This window comes from Aquiflexum balticum DSM 16537 (assembly GCF_900176595.1).
Taxonomy (GTDB): domain Bacteria; phylum Bacteroidota; class Bacteroidia; order Cytophagales; family Cyclobacteriaceae; genus Aquiflexum; species Aquiflexum balticum.
This window is the reverse complement of record NZ_LT838813.1, coordinates 4,377,837-4,395,344: the sequence shown is the minus strand read 5'-3', so window position 1 is coordinate 4,395,344 and position 17,508 is coordinate 4,377,837. Positions and strand designations below refer to the sequence as shown.

15 protein-coding genes are annotated in these 17,508 nt (G+C 37.4%); 8 read left to right on the top strand and 7 right to left on the bottom strand.

What is annotated here, in order from left to right; translation table 11 throughout:
• Window positions 1-130: 130 nt before the first annotated feature.
• Window positions 131-643 (top strand): hypothetical protein, encoded by a 513-nt coding sequence (locus tag B9A52_RS18550; protein WP_084121875.1) that lies wholly within the window; start codon window positions 131-133, stop codon window positions 641-643.
• 58 nt (window positions 644-701) lie between these two features.
• Here the strand turns inward: B9A52_RS18550 and B9A52_RS18545 are convergent, their stop codons facing one another.
• The 3 genes from B9A52_RS18545 to B9A52_RS18535 form a co-directional block, all read right to left on the bottom strand.
• The gene (locus B9A52_RS18545) at window positions 702-1,115 is read right to left on the bottom strand and encodes a hypothetical protein (protein ID WP_084121874.1); all 414 of its coding nucleotides are present in this window, start codon (window positions 1,113-1,115) and stop codon (window positions 702-704) included.
• Window positions 1,116-1,199: 84 nt separating this feature from the next.
• A complete protein-coding gene (locus B9A52_RS18540) occupies window positions 1,200-1,808 on the bottom strand; it encodes a hypothetical protein (RefSeq protein WP_084121873.1) in 609 nt (202 codons plus the stop codon).
• A gap of 19 nt (window positions 1,809-1,827) precedes the next feature.
• On the bottom strand, window positions 1,828-4,128 hold the full coding sequence (locus tag B9A52_RS18535; protein WP_084121872.1) for a TonB-dependent receptor: 2,301 nt from the start codon (window positions 4,126-4,128) through the stop codon (window positions 1,828-1,830).
• 270 nt (window positions 4,129-4,398) lie between these two features.
• Here B9A52_RS18535 and B9A52_RS18530 point away from each other — a divergent pair, with 270 nt between their 5' ends.
• Entirely contained in the window at window positions 4,399-5,970 is a 1,572-nt protein-coding gene (locus B9A52_RS18530) for a S8 family peptidase (RefSeq protein ID WP_084121871.1), read from the top strand.
• Between the two features lie 39 nt (window positions 5,971-6,009).
• On the opposite strand, the gene B9A52_RS18525 is transcribed toward B9A52_RS18530, so the two are convergent.
• Complete coding sequence (locus tag B9A52_RS18525; protein ID WP_084121870.1) at window positions 6,010-6,240, bottom strand: DUF3820 family protein; 231 nt, start codon at window positions 6,238-6,240, stop codon at window positions 6,010-6,012.
• A gap of 133 nt (window positions 6,241-6,373) precedes the next feature.
• On the opposite strand from B9A52_RS18525, the gene B9A52_RS18520 reads away from it, so the two are divergent.
• The 3 genes from B9A52_RS18520 to B9A52_RS18510 all read left to right on the top strand — a co-directional run bounded on the left by B9A52_RS18520 (window position 6,374) and on the right by B9A52_RS18510 (window position 9,725).
• On the top strand, window positions 6,374-7,771 hold the full coding sequence (locus B9A52_RS18520; RefSeq protein ID WP_084121869.1) for an alpha/beta hydrolase family protein: 1,398 nt from the start codon (window positions 6,374-6,376) through the stop codon (window positions 7,769-7,771).
• A gap of 83 nt (window positions 7,772-7,854) precedes the next feature.
• Window positions 7,855-8,817 (top strand): aldo/keto reductase, encoded by a 963-nt coding sequence (locus tag B9A52_RS18515; RefSeq protein WP_084121868.1) that lies wholly within the window; start codon window positions 7,855-7,857, stop codon window positions 8,815-8,817.
• A complete protein-coding gene (locus B9A52_RS18510; protein WP_084121867.1) occupies window positions 8,817-9,725 on the top strand; it encodes a YihY/virulence factor BrkB family protein in 909 nt (302 codons plus the stop codon). Before B9A52_RS18515 ends, B9A52_RS18510 begins: the two co-directional genes overlap by 1 nt.
• 19 nt (window positions 9,726-9,744) lie before the next feature.
• Here the strand turns inward: B9A52_RS18510 and B9A52_RS18505 are convergent, their stop codons facing one another.
• Window positions 9,745-10,038 (bottom strand): hypothetical protein, encoded by a 294-nt coding sequence (locus B9A52_RS18505; protein WP_084121866.1) that lies wholly within the window; start codon window positions 10,036-10,038, stop codon window positions 9,745-9,747.
• A gap of 289 nt (window positions 10,039-10,327) precedes the next feature.
• Between B9A52_RS18505 and B9A52_RS18500 the strand changes: the two genes are divergently transcribed.
• Window positions 10,328-11,518, top strand: coding sequence for a PAS domain-containing sensor histidine kinase (locus tag B9A52_RS18500; protein ID WP_172805244.1), 1,191 nt, complete (start codon window positions 10,328-10,330; stop codon window positions 11,516-11,518).
• Between the two features lie 138 nt (window positions 11,519-11,656).
• On the opposite strand, the gene tamL is transcribed toward B9A52_RS18500, so the two are convergent.
• Window positions 11,657-14,071, bottom strand: coding sequence for a translocation and assembly module lipoprotein TamL (tamL, locus tag B9A52_RS18495; protein ID WP_084121864.1), 2,415 nt, complete (start codon window positions 14,069-14,071; stop codon window positions 11,657-11,659).
• Window positions 14,072-14,089: 18 nt separating this feature from the next.
• On the opposite strand from tamL, the gene B9A52_RS18490 reads away from it, so the two are divergent.
• Window positions 14,090-14,857 carry a TrmH family RNA methyltransferase gene (locus B9A52_RS18490; protein ID WP_084121863.1) on the top strand — a complete coding sequence of 256 codons (768 nt, stop codon included), beginning with the start codon at window positions 14,090-14,092 and terminating at the stop codon, window positions 14,855-14,857.
• A 3-nt stretch (window positions 14,858-14,860) separates the two neighbouring features.
• Window positions 14,861-15,853, top strand: a complete 993-nt coding sequence (locus B9A52_RS18485; RefSeq protein ID WP_084121862.1) for a bile acid:sodium symporter family protein — start codon at window positions 14,861-14,863, stop codon at window positions 15,851-15,853.
• A 310-nt stretch (window positions 15,854-16,163) separates the two neighbouring features.
• Here the strand turns inward: B9A52_RS18485 and B9A52_RS18480 are convergent, their stop codons facing one another.
• The gene (locus B9A52_RS18480; protein WP_084121861.1) at window positions 16,164-17,390 is read right to left on the bottom strand and encodes a serine hydrolase domain-containing protein; all 1,227 of its coding nucleotides are present in this window, start codon (window positions 17,388-17,390) and stop codon (window positions 16,164-16,166) included.
• Window positions 17,391-17,508: the final 118 nt, after the last annotated feature.

Genomic DNA, 17,508 nt, shown 5'->3' with positions numbered 1-17,508 from the left:
TGGGTTTTTTTAAGGAATAGTTAACTAATGTGACAGATTTCACATTGGTTCATTTGTTATTTACCTATATTTAAGGGTCTGATAAAACTTAGATGAAAGTTCGGCGTAATAAATTAAAAACACTACTGCAATGAAAAAGTTGGCAATTTTATTTCTATTCGGATTCATCCTTTTTTCCTGTGGGGAAGAAAATGGCGATGATTATACAAGAAATGAAATGACTTATAATCTCTATCAAAGTTCTGATTTCGATTATACAGGTACAATTTTGGTAAAAGAGTTGATAGGCGGTGATTTGGAAATAACAATAGAACTTTCAGGTAACAAAGGCGACTCGGAATATTTCTTCCCGGCCCACTTACACTTTGGAACTTATGATAATCCGGATTCTCCTATAGCTTATATGCTTAATCCTGTAGATATTCAAACGCTAAAAAGTGTGACTGTTTTGGGACAGCTTTCCACGGGAACAAAATTGACTTTTGATGATTTAAGAGATTTCGATGGCCATGTTAAAGTACATTTGGCCGATTCAGGGCCGGAATATCAGGTGATCCTTTCAGCAGGCAATATCGGAATAAACGACAATAGCCCACAGGCCTTCAAAAAGGAGAACATGACTCTTTGCTCTCCTTATTATTGAAAATCCAAAAAATAAAAATCAAAAAAGGCTGTCAGTTTCTCGACAGCCTTTTTTGATTTTATGACATCACATCAGCGTCAAGGGACACTTTCATCTGCTCATGTATCTGTACAATTTCCTCGTACATCATTTTTTGATAATTGAGATGCTCTTCATCACTGAAAGGCTTTAATGGATTGTGCACATGATATTTTCTTTGGTGTTCATCATCATGTGAATGTTCAAACCCAGGAACTTCTATAATATCTTTATCCCAAATTTTCAATTTCTCTTTTAATGCGGAATAATCAATTTCGGCATCTTTAAGCTGTTTTTCAATTTCCATCAATTCCTCCCTGATATCAAGAGATTTTTGATGGTATTCGTTGGCTTCAATCAGTTCGGGAGTAATCTCTCTGGAGGAACCGGAAGAACAGGCTATCAGAAAAGACATTGAAAACATTAAAATGGCCGTGTTGAATAATTTATTCATAGATAGTTTACAATTGATTAATAAACCTAAATATAAAAAAAATGGCCGCTCAAATCATAAGCAGCCATTTTATTTTAAAGAATTTTAATTCAATACAACAGGAAACACGATATCCAAATCAGATTCCCCACCTGCTTGGACAAAATTTTCAAAACTAGGATTGTTTGCTCCAGGGAAGTTTTTATCCAAATCATGTCTCAAAATCAATCTGAACTGAGCATTGTTACTTCCCGGAGTAGCTGAAACCTCTACAAATCCTCTTAGACCGATAGGGTTGCCATTACCATCTTCATCGTCGTAGGTGTAGATTAATATCGGGGAACCTACAAAAGCGGTACCTAGGAAAAAAAACTGATGTTCATCTGCTTCTTCCAAAATCTCCTCTGTGATATCTTCATTTTCGATGCCATTAAAAACTTCAATTTCCAAGAGATATGATTTTCCTTCTTCCAGATTGATAGTTCCAATTGTTGGATTACCTCCCAATTCGAGACCATCAGAATCGGTGGCTACCACCTCAAAAGGTGTTCCTATTGGATTCCCCGTTTCATTTACTTCTGTAAATCTTAAAGTGACATCTGTGATTATTTCTCCTTCATTTTCATCTTCGGGATCATTGCTTTCGCAGGAGAATAAAGAAATGGAGAATAGGGCAACAAGTAAAATCTGTAATTTGTAGTTTGACTTTTTCATTGGTTAATAATTGATTTGATTAAAATTGATAATTAAGTTTGAACAGGATATTCCTACCAATTTCATGGCTGAAATACCTGAACCGGTTCATATAATCTCTATAGGCAGTATTGAAAACATTGTTGGCATAAAGACCTATATTCAACTTCTTTTCACTAAGCTTTATGCCTGTTTGAACCCCCAAATTCCATAATTGATATCCAGGAGGCGCAGGGGCGAGATCAAAATCCGGCTCCCTGTTTTGTCTTGCGACCAAAAGATTGCTTACAGTGATGCTTGTGGGTGACTTAGATGGTTCGGAAAATAATTGAAAACTAATTCCCGATTCCAATCGATCCGGGGGAATAAATGGAAAATAATTATCATCCTGAATATTTCGGGCCCTTACCAAGGAACCTTTTGAAAATAAATCAAGCTTGCTGTTTATAGTCCAAACAGCACTGAGGTCTGCACCCATGAACATCGCATCGGCTTGTAAGTATTCAAATACATTGAAGGTTCCTCTTAATGATACTGATTGTTCTTCAGTTGGATTCAGATAGATATAGTCATTGATTCTGTTGGCATAGCCGGTAAGCTCAATATTGAATTTATCATCTGCGTAGTTAATAGTATTCAGCCATTTGAATGATTTTTCGCTTACAAAATCAGGATTACCGATTTCAACTGCGGCAATTCCGTGGTGTAATCCCTGACTGAAGAGTTCGTTGATGTTTGGGGGTCTCCAAGCAGAACCAAAATTCGAATTGAATGTCAGGTTTTTGGTTATGGAATATACCCCACCAAAAAAGGCTGAAAAATTATTGAAAGTTAAATTACTTTCTTGCAAATCACCTCTTATGATTCTGGCAGCATCAATATTCCTGTAGTCATATCTCAATCCACCTTCCAACTCTAAAAGCCCACTGGTGAATTTCTCAATAGCAAAAAAACCAAAGTTAACCATGTCAAAATTAGGGATCAGGGGAATAACGCCTGTGCCTGGAATATTTGAATTGGCTTGTTGTAATAGTTGAAAACCTATTGCTCCATCCCAATTTTTCCTTGTTTGGTGATTATAGCTAAAATCTACACTGTTGGTAAACAATTCTAAATCCAATGACGGTCTATCATTCAATTCTCCTCTTCTTCTGTCAAACTCCATTCTATGGTTTCTTTGGAAAGCATACTGAAGATTCAATTTGGAACCGTTTTGCAGGTGATAGTGGATTTTTGATTTGACAAGCTGATGCGAAACTTCCTGCTTTGGGTTCCTGATTTCATAAGTGAAATCAGGCATTCTGAATGGTTTTCCGTTTTCGATGATACTTTCCAAATCACTCAGATTTCCGGTATGGGAATCACTCAAAATTCCGATTGTGGTCTGATAGTTGCTAAAATATAATTCTGTCCCTAACCTGCTATTGCTATACCCCAAAGCACCTGAAAAATTCAATTCCCGTACCCCTGTATTGTCCAGCATATAATCAGGTGTACGGACATTGCCAGCTATTTTTGAAGATCCTTGAATTCTATAACCCAAACCTTTGATTTTTGCTGAGCCTCCTGAAATGGAAGCAGCACCATTGAGCCCAAGGCCATTTGTGAATCCTATTAAATCAAGTTCTCCATTGATACCGGCTTTAACCGGTAGGGGTGAAGGATTGACCAAGATAACCCCACCCATAGCATCTGCCCCAAACCGGACTGTTTCTGCACCCTTGACTACGGATATTTCTTTTGCAATAAATGGGTCCAATTCCGGCGCATGTTCGGCGCCCCATTGCTGACCTTCGAGTCTTACCCCATTATTCAGAATCAAAATTCGGTTACTATGAAGTCCGTGGATTACTGGCTTTTGTATGGTAGAACCTGAGGAATAGGTATTTACTCCAGGGATTTTTCTCAATGATTCACCAAGAGTTTGTCCACGGGAAGCCAATAAAGCCTCCCCATAAATACTTGAAATGGTATTGGTGGTAATCAATGCGTCCTGATGGCCATGAATATCAACACCATCCAATAGGATATCTTCTGCGAGCAACCGGAAAGTAAAATTACCGCTACTGTTTAATTCAATAATTTCAGTATGTTCCTGGTGACCTAAATATTGTATTTTGACCGTGTAAGTCCCCGGACAAAGATTCCCAATTCTAAAAATACCATTGATGTCTGAAATAACACCTTTCTCAATTTCCACAATCCAAATGGACGCAGACTCTATCGGTTCACTGTTTTCAGCATGAATGATTTTTCCTCTAATTACCAAAGCACATTCTTCCTGTGCAAAGGTTGAATTAATGAAAATCAAATAAAGGATTGAATAAATAAATAACTTCATAAATGAAACAGAGTTGCAAAAATAATCAAGAAAGAACTGAAATACTATCCATAATGCAACTTTGTTTCATTTATTTTAGGAATAAATATAATTTGCAAGATTGACTGATACCTAACTTATTCTTCTTTTTTTGGAAGGTTTTACATTAATTAATATTCAGATTTTGTATTTACTCAGTTAAAATTATTGCCCTTCTGATATGATGTTATATTTTGGTTGTTTATATTTCAAGATCAAAAAATAAATTATTACCCACTAACATTTAAAATCATGCTTAATAAAACCTACCAATGCTTGCTGAGACCGGCAGGATTATTCCTGTTGATTTTAGCGTTTTCAGTCAGTTCCTGCCAGGACAGTGCAGAAGATATCACCGTTCAGGACTTGGAGCAAGTTTCTTTATCGAGTCAGGAGGGGATTATCCCGGGAAAATTCATTGTTGTTCTTCACGAGAATACTTTGAATTTCAGAAAATCTGGCCGATACGAGGATGTTCAAATGAATATGCGTAAGTCGGCCCATGAGATTGTTTCAAGATACAACATTGAACAAGAAAAAGTGGAGCGGGTTTATGGGAATTTGTTAACAGGGTTTTCTGTAGAACTTACAGAAAATCAACGTCAGGCACTTGAAAGAGACCCATCGGTCAAATATGTTGAGCCAGACGGTTATGTAAGCATCAATTCAACCACTCAGAACAATGCTACCTGGGGTTTGGATAGAATTGATCAAACATCACTTCCTTTAAATAGCTCCTATGTTTATAATGCAACCGGTACAGGAGTAAAAGCCTATATCATTGATACTGGAATTAAGACCGCCCACAATGAGTTTGGGGGCAGGGCATTGCAAGGATTTGATGCTTTTGGAGGAAATTCCGAAGACTGTGACGGACATGGAACCCATGTGGCAGGTACCGTTGGAGGAACTGTGTATGGTGTGGCAAAGAGTGTTACTCTTGTTGCTGTCAGAGTTTTGGATTGCAATGGTTCGGGTTCCTTCAGTGGGGTTATTGCCGGGATGGATTGGGTGGCTTCAGATGCGAATGGTCCCTCCGTAGCTAATATGTCTTTAGGAGGCGGAGCCAGCACAGCAGTAAATGATGCAGTAGGAAGATTGTATAATGCAGGAATACCGGTCATCGTTGCTGCTGGTAACGGCGATAGAAGAGGTAGAGAGCAGAACGCATGTAATTCATCTCCTGCGGGAGCTCCTAATGCTTATACTGTTGGTGCCACAACCAATACGGATTCCAAAACATCTTGGTCAAATTACGGTGAATGCGTGGATATTTTTGCTCCGGGTGCAAGTATTACGGCAGCATGGTACACCAGCAATACAGCTATAAATACTATTTCAGGTACTTCAATGGCTTCTCCCCATGTTGCAGGTGTGGCAGCACTTTATTTACAGAGTAATCCTACAGCTTCAAGCCAAGCTGTTTATAATTTTCTAACCGAAACTTCAATTAAAAATACTGTAACCAATTCGAGAACCACCAACAATCATATGTTGTATTCGTTGGGGCAAGGTTCAGGTGGTAATGACCCAGGACCTACTGATCCCACTGATCCTACTGATCCTACTGATCCAGGTGCTATAAGTTTGGCAGGAGTGGCCAGCAAGATTTCAGGAAGATGGAGAGCAGATCTTTCTTGGTCCGGTACCAATGCAACTCAAGTGGACATCTACAGAAACGGAACTTTGCTTGCCGCTGCTGTGAATAACTCAGGTACTTATGTCGACCAGACTAATTTTAGAGGAGGTGGTACTTTAACCTATTCCATCTGCGAAGCAGGATCCACAACTACTTGTTCAAATGAAATAACTCTGATTTATTAATCTTAAAATCATACTTTAAAAAAAGACCAATCTTTAATTTTAGATTGGTCTTTTTTTGTGCATTTCTTTGAGCTCATATAAGATAGATTCCAGTCCGTTGAGCCTAATTTCATAAAGGGTATGGAGCCACAAGCCTAATTTGCCATCAGGGAAACCCTTACCATGCATCCAAACCAAATAATGCTCAGGTATGTCACAGAGAAGCCTTCCTTTGTATTTTCCGAAAGGCATAGTTTTTGTCACCAAATCCAATAAAATCTGCTTATCTATTAAGTCCTTTAAGTTGATTAAATTTGAATTCCTTTATATTTTAATGACGATATTAACAGCTTTTCTTTTATGAACAGTCCTTCATGAAGCATTATATTATTTATTTACAGCATCTAAAACAAATGGAACACCTATGAAAACCTTAATTCTTACTTTTTTGATTTTTACTCATCTGAATTTAGTTGCACAAAGTCAAGAACTTACAGGAAGTTGGAAAGGAACACTTGAAGTGATGGGACAAAAGCTGCCTCTAGTATTTCATTTTGATTTGGAGGGAGAGGAGTGGAAAGGAACGATGGACAGCCCCAATCAGGGTGCTAAAGGAATCCCTTTAAGTAAGGTTTTGTTCAATGGTTTTATGCTCAGTTTTGAATTGGCTGTTGGAGGAATCAGTTACGAAGGTTTGTTTGTAGAAGAAAATATAAAGGGCACATTCAAACAAAACGATACGTCTTTTCCGCTTGACCTTACAAAAGAGATAAATCTGAACAACCCTGACAAGCAGCTCAATAGACCACAGCATCCCAAACCTCCGTTTGAGTATTCAGATATTTCAATTGCTTTCAAAAATGACAAAGAAGGGATACATTTGAAAGGATTGATCACCAAACCCAATGGAGAAGGTCCTTTTCCAGCTGTAGTATTGGTGAGTGGTTCGGGACCACAGGACAGGAACTCGGAAATTTTTGGGCATAAACCATTTTTGGTCATTGCAGATTACCTTACCAAACAGGGAATTGTTGTTTTGAGATACGATGAAAGGGGAGTAGGTGAGTCTGAAGGTCAGTTTTCTTCTGCGACTTCCGTTGACTTTAAAGATGATGCCTTATTTGCCCTTGAATATTTGCGGAGACAGGAATTTGTTGATAATCAAAGAGTAGGAGTGATCGGACACAGTGAAGGAGGTCTTATTTCCTGGCTTATTGGAGCTGAACAAAATAAGGCAGATTTTTTAATTGCGTTGGCAGCACCTGTTGTCCCAATTCCAGATTTGATGCTCAAGCAGACTGAAGATATTTCAAGATCTTCAGGTTCTCCCCGGGAATTGGTAAATCAACAAGTTTCAATCAACAAAAAATTTTATGATCTGATTACAAATAGTAAAAACAGTGATGATGCTCTCTCCAAAATCCCTGAGTTGGTAGATGAAATTTTGGGTGGATATGGTCTTGAAAAAGAAATTTTGGAACAACAAGCCAATTCATTGGGTTCTACTTTTGAAAAAAGCATTAATCCTTGGTTTTATAATTTTATAAAAACCGATCCGGAAATGTACATTTCAAAAATCACTGTACCAACATTTGCTGCTTTTGGTGGTAAAGATCTTCAGGTGAATTCAGCACAAAATGGAAACAGACTAATAGAACTTTTCCAAAAAAAGCCTGCATTACTGCAACTGCAGGTTTATCCTGAACTTAACCATCTTTTTCAAAAAGCGGAGACAGGTGCGGTTTCTGAATATGAAGCTATTGAGGAGACATTCAATGTAATTGTATTGCAGGATATCATTGCCTTCATCAATTCGTTCTAAGGAATTTAAAAAATTAGTCCTTTCGTTCCGATTTAAGTTATATAGGGATAACTTCGTAAAATAATAACCAAAAAGACTGCCAAATGAAATCGATCAAATTCAGTAACGGTGATTCAATGCCGATAATTGGCTTAGGAACATGGAAATCCAAACCGGGAGAAGTTTACCAAGCGGTTATTTGGGCCATAGAATCCGGTTACCGCCACATAGATTGTGCTGCAATTTACGAAAATGAAAAGGAAGTGGGCAAAGCTCTGGAATTTGCATTCGGGAATGGACTAGTGACCAGAGAGGAAATGTTTGTTACTTCCAAACTTTGGAACAGCAATCACCGCTTGGAAGATGTTCAACTTGCCCTGAAAAAAACACTCAAAGACCTTAAATTAGATTATTTGGATTTATACCTGATTCACTGGCCAATAAGTTTTAAAAAAGGTGTTGGTTTTGCCCAAAATCGGGAGGAGTTTTTTACTTATAATGATGTTCCTTTATCGCAGACATGGGAAGGTATGGAAGATTGTAAAAAAATGGGTCTGGCAAAACACATTGGTGTGTCCAATTTCAATGTTTCCAAATTAGAGGAAATTATGAAAAGTGGCAAAGAAATGCCTGAAATGAATCAGGTAGAAATGCATCCTTATCTTCCCCAAAACAAATTAGTCGCTTATTGCAAATCAAAAGGGATCAATATGACAGCTTATTCTCCCCTCGGCTCAGGTGATAGGTCATCTTCCATCAAAAAATCAGATGAACCAAGTTTGTTTGAAAACCCTGTTGTAGTGAATATAGCAGAAAAATATAAAGTAAGTCCCGCCCAGATTTTGATTGCCTTTTCAATCCACAGAGACATAGTGGTGATTCCTAAATCAGTAAATAAAGAAAGAATTGAAGAGAATCTCGCTTCCGCAGAAATCCATCTCAAAAAAGAGGATATGGAAGCATTGGCGCAAATCAATTTGAGATACCGTTTTATAGACGGGTCCTTTTTTACAGGTCCAAAGAGTCCATATTCCCAAGAAGATCTTTGGGAAAATGATAACAGCTAATGATTAATCGTTTAAAGAAATTAACGGTTTTCCAAATAATCAGAGATAGTTTCAAGGATTTCTTTTCCGGAGAATCTATGGGATTGGCTGCGGGCACTGCATTTTACACTATTTTTAGTTTACCCGCCTTGTTGATCATTATTCTCAACATCGGAATGACCTTATATTCAGAAACAGAAATCAAAACTGAAATGCTGCAACAGGTTGAAGAGTTGGCAGGTGAAGAAAGTAGATCAACTCTGGAAAATATTCTGGATAATTTCAACAAGGAATCCAATGGTATTATTTCCAATTTTGTTGCATTTCTGATACTGGCATTCAGTGCCACCACGGTATTTGTAAGCCTTCAAAATGCCATCAACCATATTTGGCATATCAAGCCTAAGCCGGAGAAAGGGTTAATCAAGTTTATCATCAACCGGTTATTAAGTTTTTCATTGGTTGCTTCCATTGGCTTTATCCTCTTGGTTTCCCTTATCCTGGATGCAGTTCTGGTAATAATTAATAATTACTTTAAAGAATATGTGGTTGATTTGCCCATTAACCTGGTAACAATCGCACATTTTATACTCACACAGTTGATTCTGGTAGTGGTTTTTGCATTGATGTACAGGATTTTGCCTGATGCAAAGGTAAGATGGAAGGACACTTGGATGGGTGCAATAGTCACCATGCTTCTTTTTGGTATCGGTAAATACCTCATAGGGATTTATATGGGAAATAGTGATTTAGGTTCATCGTACGGGGCGGCCGGTTCTTTGGTAATTTTATTGATTTGGGTTTATTATTCAGTCGTAATTTTCCTATTTGGAGCACAAATCACTTATTACATTGCCGAACATATAGGCGGAAATATTATTCCTAAAAGTCAAGCAGTAAAAGTGGAAATGAGGGAAATTGAAGATTAAATCTTTCAGAGAAAATTTTTCATTCGCGCTCCAAAATCCTGTTAACCAAAATAGTCCATTCCTCTTCAAGACTTAAATCAGGCATGGATTCTCCTGATTTTCTATACCAATATCCTGCGTTCCAAAGATCTCCTTCTTTTCGGTGAAGATAAGCATGTACCCTGGAGGACAATTTATCGGAGGGTCCATCTGCCAAATCATGGGCTTTTTTCCAATCCCCCTTTCCGTCATGCCATAAGGCTTCCAATTGGATGGATTTCCCCTTTTGAGGATTTTTTTCTTTCAATGACTCTATAAATTTTTCCAGTTCCATTCTGAATCATTTAAAATTAAATCTGTTTACTGTTTTTATTGATGCCCTTGGATTATTTGAAAAGCCAAAATAACTTCTGTTTAGGTTGTAAACAAAAGAATGGAAGCATGTTCAGGATAAATTGGGTTGATTTCTCTTGCCAACTTACTTGAATTGATTCTTTCAGTGAATTTTACAAGTATTATTCAATTTTCTACAAACTGTTTTGACGTTGTTTTCTCACTTTTGATATCTAAAGTCAGAAAATATGAATTTTATTTTTTCACCTATTAAAAACCGAAATATTGAAATGCTTCAAGAAAAAATAATCACCAAAGAACCTAACTCAAAATTTATCCCTTCCGCTGAGTTTTACAGCCAAATAATTGATAGCCTTCAGGACTATTCAATTTTCACAATGGACAAACAATTGAAAATCAACAGTTGGAATTCAGGATCCACTACGATCTTTGGATGGGAATCCGATGAAATGATTGGAAAAGATTTTGACATTATTTTTACTGATGAAGATTTAGAATTAGGTATTCAAAATTCGGAAATCCAAACTTCACTTGCAGACGGAAGGGCAACAGATAATCGTTGGCATGTCAGGAAGGATGGAAGTAGATTTTTTGCCTTTGGATTGGTTTTTCCTCTCCTTGATGTCAATGGAGAAATGATGGGATTTGTTAAAATCCTAAGGGATCTCACAGAAAAAAAGAAATCTGAAGAGGTCATCAAAACTTACATCAAAGATCTTGAAGACCTCAATACCCATAAAGAAAGCGTACTTGCTATTATTTCCCATGATCTCCGAACTCCATTAACAGGAATAATTGGCTTGGTTACCCACTTGATGGCCAATATCAAAGAAATGAATGCAGAAGAGGTGAATGAAATGCTTGAACTGCTGCTCAAAACTTCCACCGATGAATTGGAAATGTTGGATTATCTTGTGGAATGGGCCAGAATAAAGTTTGCTGCTCAAGTATTTATGCCCCAGAAAATTCAATTGACCTGTTTTGTTCAAAAAGTATTTGAAAGAATGAAGGAAACGGCACAGCTCAATCACATAACTCTTGTTCATCAAATAGAAGAAAATGAAACCGTATTTGCAGACCGGAAAATGTTGGTTTCTGTTTTTCAAAACCTTATTTCCAATGCGATAAAACATACCCAACCGGGTGGAGAAATCAAGATTTCGGCAAAGCGTAATGAAACAAAAATAATCGTTCAGGTAAAGGATTCAGGAATTGGAATGTCAAATAAAATATTGGAGAAACTTTTTAAACCACAGTTGAAAACTTTATCAAATGCTAGGAAGGAAAATAAAGGTGCTGGTATAGGATTGCTTTTATCGAAAGGGTTTTTGGAAAGAAACGGTGGGAAAATATGGGTCGAAAGTAGCGAAGGCAATGGGTCATCTTTCTATTTTTCATTGCCCATGGACAAAACAATTATTGGTCACGAAAAAGCGGAAGTACTAAATTTAAGTGAATAAGTATATTAAAATCCAATCAAATCGGGAATGTCAAAGGACTGGATTCCCCAATAATTTTAACTTTTTGATTTTCAGGATCTCCTGACTTTTTACGCATTTCATCTCATCCATGAATACCAGTCAAATCAAGTCAAATAATCAGAAAGGGTATCCAATTCCTATGTTGAACACAGTCTGACCTCTTTCTCCAAGAAAGCTTTTGAAGAAATCTCCAAGGATAAACCTTTCTCCCACATCTCTTGCAGGGTCCACCGCTTTGACACCCATATCCAACCTCAGCACAAGGAATTCAAAGTCCATACGAAGCCCCAATCCAGTACCAACCGCGATTTCTTTGTAAAATCGGTTGAATTCGAAATTTGCTCCAGGACGGGTCAGATCCTCGTTGAAAGTCCATGTATTACCGATATCTATAAAAAACGCACCATCAAAATATCCGTAAAGTTTACTCCGCAATTCAAACATACCCTCAAAAAGAATTTCGCCCGGCTGCTCAAACCTGTAATCGAAGGTCCCATCATTAAAAGTATTTGGAGTATTTGAACCTGGGCCAAGACGTCTTGGTTGCCATGCCCTGATACCGGTACTGCCACCTGCGAAGAAATATTTTTCGTATGGTAAAACCCCGTTACTTGCACCATAGGGTTTGGCCAAGCCAAGATTCAACCTATAAGCAAAAATCTGTTTTCGAGAAATGGGCATGAATCTTCTAAAATCGGCCTGGAATTTTAAAAACTGGAAGTAGGACAAATTCCTATTTTCATAGAATTCAGAGTTTACAAAATTCAATGTTGTTCCTCCACTTTCAAGAAACAATCTCAGTAGAGAGGCTTTATTTTTTTGAAAAACGCCATACTGATTGAAGTTGATCACTACCTGTCCTGAAATACTACTGACATAGGATGGTAGAAAAGAATTGATAAGGTTATTTCCTTGATTTTGAAGATCTTCCAATAGCAGTCTGAAATCGTCACTTAAATTTGATCTGATAAAATTGGCATCCAAAGCATTAATGGAAAATTGCTGTCGGAGATTTCTTGTATTCCAATTATAACTGATTATTCCATTTAAACTTTCCCTGATATACTCAGGTCTGTTGACATAATTATAACCTACAAGAGTTCGTGTATTGGGATTAAACCTTCCATATCGCTCAAGAGATCCTTTGTTTAAAGGAAGTAAAAACTGGGGAAAAATGATTGATGCAGATGTATTTAACTCTCTACTTCTGAATACACCGCCTTCTCCTGTTGCAGACACGACTCCTTCCAAACCTGCCCTAAAGAAAAACTCAAAAATTTCGGCTCCCCTAAAAAGATTTCTGTTTCTTAGGGAATGGCTAAAAAACGGTCCGGGTAACTGTTCCGTTATACTTGCTCCAAGCTGATTGGTTATAAGATATTTCTGGTTTGGCTGGGTAAATATTTTGGGTCTCAGCACATTTCCCAATGTATCAAATGCAATATTGACAAACCTGAACAAATCGAGATTTGCAAGCTGTCTTTGGGTTTCTATAACATTGGTTCTGTTATATAAATCTCCCTTATTCATAAAAATCCTGGAAGAAATTATTTTTTCTGAATATTTATCTTCGTAGACCTCGAAATTGATGTCTTTAAAAGAACTTTTATATTCATTGTTGAAAAATTCTGTATTGGGAGGATCAATGGAAAAATAAATGGAGTCAAGCGTGTATACCTGATGGACCTCTGAATTGATAGGTTTACGGATTAATTGTTCAATTTTAACCGTATTTTCTGCTGTATCTTTATACACATTATATTCAACATAAGACCTTGAAAAAGTATAATACCCGTTCTCTTTCAAAAGATCCTCTATTCGCTGTCTTTCTTTTGAAATCGAATTCTGCTCATAAATTTCGGTTACTTTGATATTTGAAAATTTGGAATTTTTATCCAGTAAAAAATAAATTGCCTCATCATCTGATCTGGTGTAAAATGAATCGATGATATAAGGTCTATTTTCAGTCACCAAATACGTGACCCTTGCTTTCTTTTTTTCAGTCACCACTTCAAAGTCTGTTTCTGCATCAAAGAAGCCATTATTATAAAGATAATAGGTAATCTGTTTCCTGCTTTCCTCAGTTTTTGTGCTATCAAAAATGACTCTGGGATTTCCGGTCCGCATAAAGAAATTTCCATATTCCAGCTTTTTTTCCACAGAAGTCAGATTGGTCATGATTTTGTCCAATCTTTTTCTTTGCTTTCTGTTAATAGTGCCTTCTTCTGAAAGTTTCAATAAGCTATTTTTCTCTTCCTCCAAAACTGCTTTTTTGTTCAAAAATTTGGTGCTGTCATAGTTCCATTCACCAAAACGATAGAGAGAAACACCTATAGAGGTATTCAAAAGAGGAATTCTGGTATTTGGGTATTGTTTGACAAGATTCTGTATGGCTATTTTGTCACTTTTTTCTACTCCCTGTATTTTCACATCATAAAGTAGATATTGATCATCTTTGAGTCCCTTGGTCAAAGAACAGCCTGAAATTAAAAAAACGAGAAAAAGAAAGTTTATATATTTGGCTTTATTCACTACTCGGCAATTAACCTGATGTTAAGCAAAAATACGCTTAAGTTTATTAAATCCTTGCACCAAAAAAAATTCCGTAAACAGGAAAATGCTTTTTTTGTGGAAGGCGGCAAAAATGTAACGGAATTGCTGGCTTCAAATTTTCAGGTCAGTCATCTTTTGTTTACTTCCAAATTCGCCAATGAGAATCATTCCATTATAAATAAGTTCTCAGGGGAGGCTTTTGAAGTTGACCAAAAAACCTTAGAGTCCATCGGTTCTTTCCAAACCAATGATGCTGCTTTGGCAGTTGCAGATATCAAACCCAATGAATTTATTGAAATAGGTCCAAAAGATTGGGCCATTGCCCTTGACGATGTAAGAGATCCGGGAAACTTGGGGACAATCATCAGAATATCTGATTGGTATGGGATCAATAAAATCATCCTTTCCATGGAATCAGCTGATTTTTATAATCCTAAAGTCCTTCATGCAAGTATGGGAAGCTTTACAAGGGTCAATGTTTTTTATACAGATCTGAAGTCTTATTTAATGGAATCAAAACTCCCTGTTTATGGAGCTTACCTGGAAGGTGATAATATCTATCAGCAAAATTTCGGGGAATCGGGAATCATATTAATGGGAAACGAATCAAAAGGAATTTCGCTTGAATTGGAAGAATTGGTCAAATATAAAATCACAATCCCAAGATTTGGTAATGCTGAATCACTCAATGTGGCTATAGCCACAGCCATCATCTGTGACAATGTCAGAAGACAATCTTTTTTGAAAGGCCAAAACTCACTTTAGATTATGTCCAAATTTAGAGAAACATTAAAAAGGGCCGGGCTGAATACATTTTTCTTTTTGCTGGTCGGTATGATTTTCCTGGCCAAATTATTCCCGGAGTGGGGGACGTCTGAAAGTCCTTTGCCTTTAAAAACCATTACAGGAGCAGGTATTTCCTTTATTTTCTTTTTTTATGGGGTCAAACTTAGCCCCCAAAAATTAAAAGAGGGGCTTTCTAATTGGAAATTGCACCTTTTGGTCCAATCGACTACATTTTTGATATTCCCCTTGATTATACTGATTCTCTATGCCATTTGGGGCAGTGAAGACAGTTATCTTTGGTTGGGGACTTTTTATTTGGCAGCATTACCGTCTACTGTTTCTTCCTCCGTTGTCATGGTAAGTATTGCTGGAGGTAATCTTCCCGCTGCTATATTCAATGCAAGCATTTCCAGTATGGTAGGGATTTTTATAACACCGCTATGGATGGATTTGATATTACCGGAAACAGCGGTTGGATTTGACCTGACAGATACCTTTATCAAATTGAGTCTTCAGGTTTTGTTTCCGGTAATCATAGGATTGTTTGTACATCCCTATCTGATTAAGTTTGTAAACAAACATCAGGTTGCTCTCAAAAACTTTGATCAGGCAATTATTTTATTGATTGTTTTCACAGCTTTTGCTGAGTCTTTTGCCGAGAACATGTTTGAAGGACACAGTGCGGGTGAATTGATTTGGTTGGGTGTTTTAATGTTGGGATTTTTCTTTTTGATGATGGGTTTGATGTACATGGTTTCAAGGTTTTTCAATTTTACCAGAGAAGACATGATCACGTTGGTTTTCTGTGGAAGTAAAAAATCACTCGTACAAGGTGCAGTTATGGGTCGGGTAATGTTCCCTGATCCGGTAATCTTTGGGGTGATTCTTTTACCCCTGATGGTCTATCATTCGCTTCAGTTGATGGCAGGTTCAGCTATAGCGCAGAAATTGGGGGAAGGGAGAATTAAGACTTGAGATATGAGATTTAAGAACCAAGAGACAAGAAGCAAGAGCCAAGCAAGAATTTAGATTGAAAAAGTAACTCAATAGCCTTGCAACCCTTAGTCAAATATCGAATAACGAACATCGAATAAAGAATGATGAAGAGGCAGGAATCAAAGCCTACCCCGAGTATCGTGGAGCCAATAAAAATACCTGCTCTAAGCGTCAGAATAGATTTTAAACTAATTAATAAACTGATAACCAAGAATCTTTCAATTTTTCAATCCGCTACAGTGGACAAGTTCTTACAATCTTACAATCCGAAAATCACCAATCCTGTTATCTACCTCTTCGGCAAACTTTCCAATATCAGTCTCACCAACTCTGCTTTTTGATCATTTTTGATCCAGCGGGCTACGATGACCAGGTCATTTTCTTCATCTACATAGATCATATTGGTTCCTGCTCCCAAGTGGAAAAAGGCTGATTCAGGAGCAGCGGGGATTTCTTTTCTATCTGTATTCAGGAAATAATTCATAAATCCGTAATTGCTCTGGACTGTCGTGGGCGTGCGGGATTTTTTTATCCATTCTTCAGAGATTATCTGTTGCCCGTTCCACTTTCCTTTTCTCAAAGTCAAATATCCAAACCTTGCCTGATCATAAGCACTGATAAACATACCTCCGCCCCAATGCGAGCCGCCACTTACTGACTGTACAATTTGCCCGTCCAATACTATATAAGAGTTTTCATATCCGGTCCATCTCCAAGTAGGACTTGCTCCAATCTTGTCCATTACATGCTCTTTGAGGACCTGCGGAAGTGGTTTTCTCCACACGTTCAATGCTGCCAAAGCCAATACATTGACCCGGGTATCATTGTATTTGTAAACAGTTCCCGGTTCATTTCTCTCCCGTGTCAGCCATTCTGAGGAATTTCCCTGTGGTCTGTCTGCCCAATCTGGTTTTCCCCAAAGCGAACCTTCCCAATCGGAGGTCTGCCTTAATAAATGCTCCCAAGTGATTTTTCTATTGTGAGGAGTTCCGAACAAATCAAAAACATCCTCTTCCATCAAATGATCAGATTTATTCATCATGGCTCTTTGGGGCTCATAGGGGATAATTGGTCCCATATAGGGATATACCAAATCTTTTTCACTTTTGATTAAACCTTGGTCAACTGCCAATCCTACTGTGGTGGATAAAATACTTTTAGCTACACTGAAAGTAAGATCAACACGATGTGGATCGCCCCATTTACCGATGATATATCCTTTGTAAACAATCAATCCTGCGGCCTCACCTCTGTCTCTCATAGGTCCAACAGGAAATCCAAATGGTTCTCTTCCAAAAGCACTTTGATAATGCGCTATTTTCATGTTTTTATTTGCTTCGCTTTCCGTATTAATCGCAAAATCGATAGCTGCTTGTATTTTGTTACCATCCACTTTTAAATCAGAAGGATTTTTTTGCTCCCAATCTCCAAATGGGGGGAAATAGACTGATTGGGCGTAGCCACCAAATGATAGATTGAAGAAAAGGAGGAATAAACTGATCTTGAATATTTTCATGGGATTTTAATTTGTGTGCAAAATAAACCAAGGCATCCAAGTTTTGATCATTAATTACAGTATTCGAAGGATAAAACTTTAAACGGTAGAAAAGAAAAACTTAAATTGTAACAGGAAA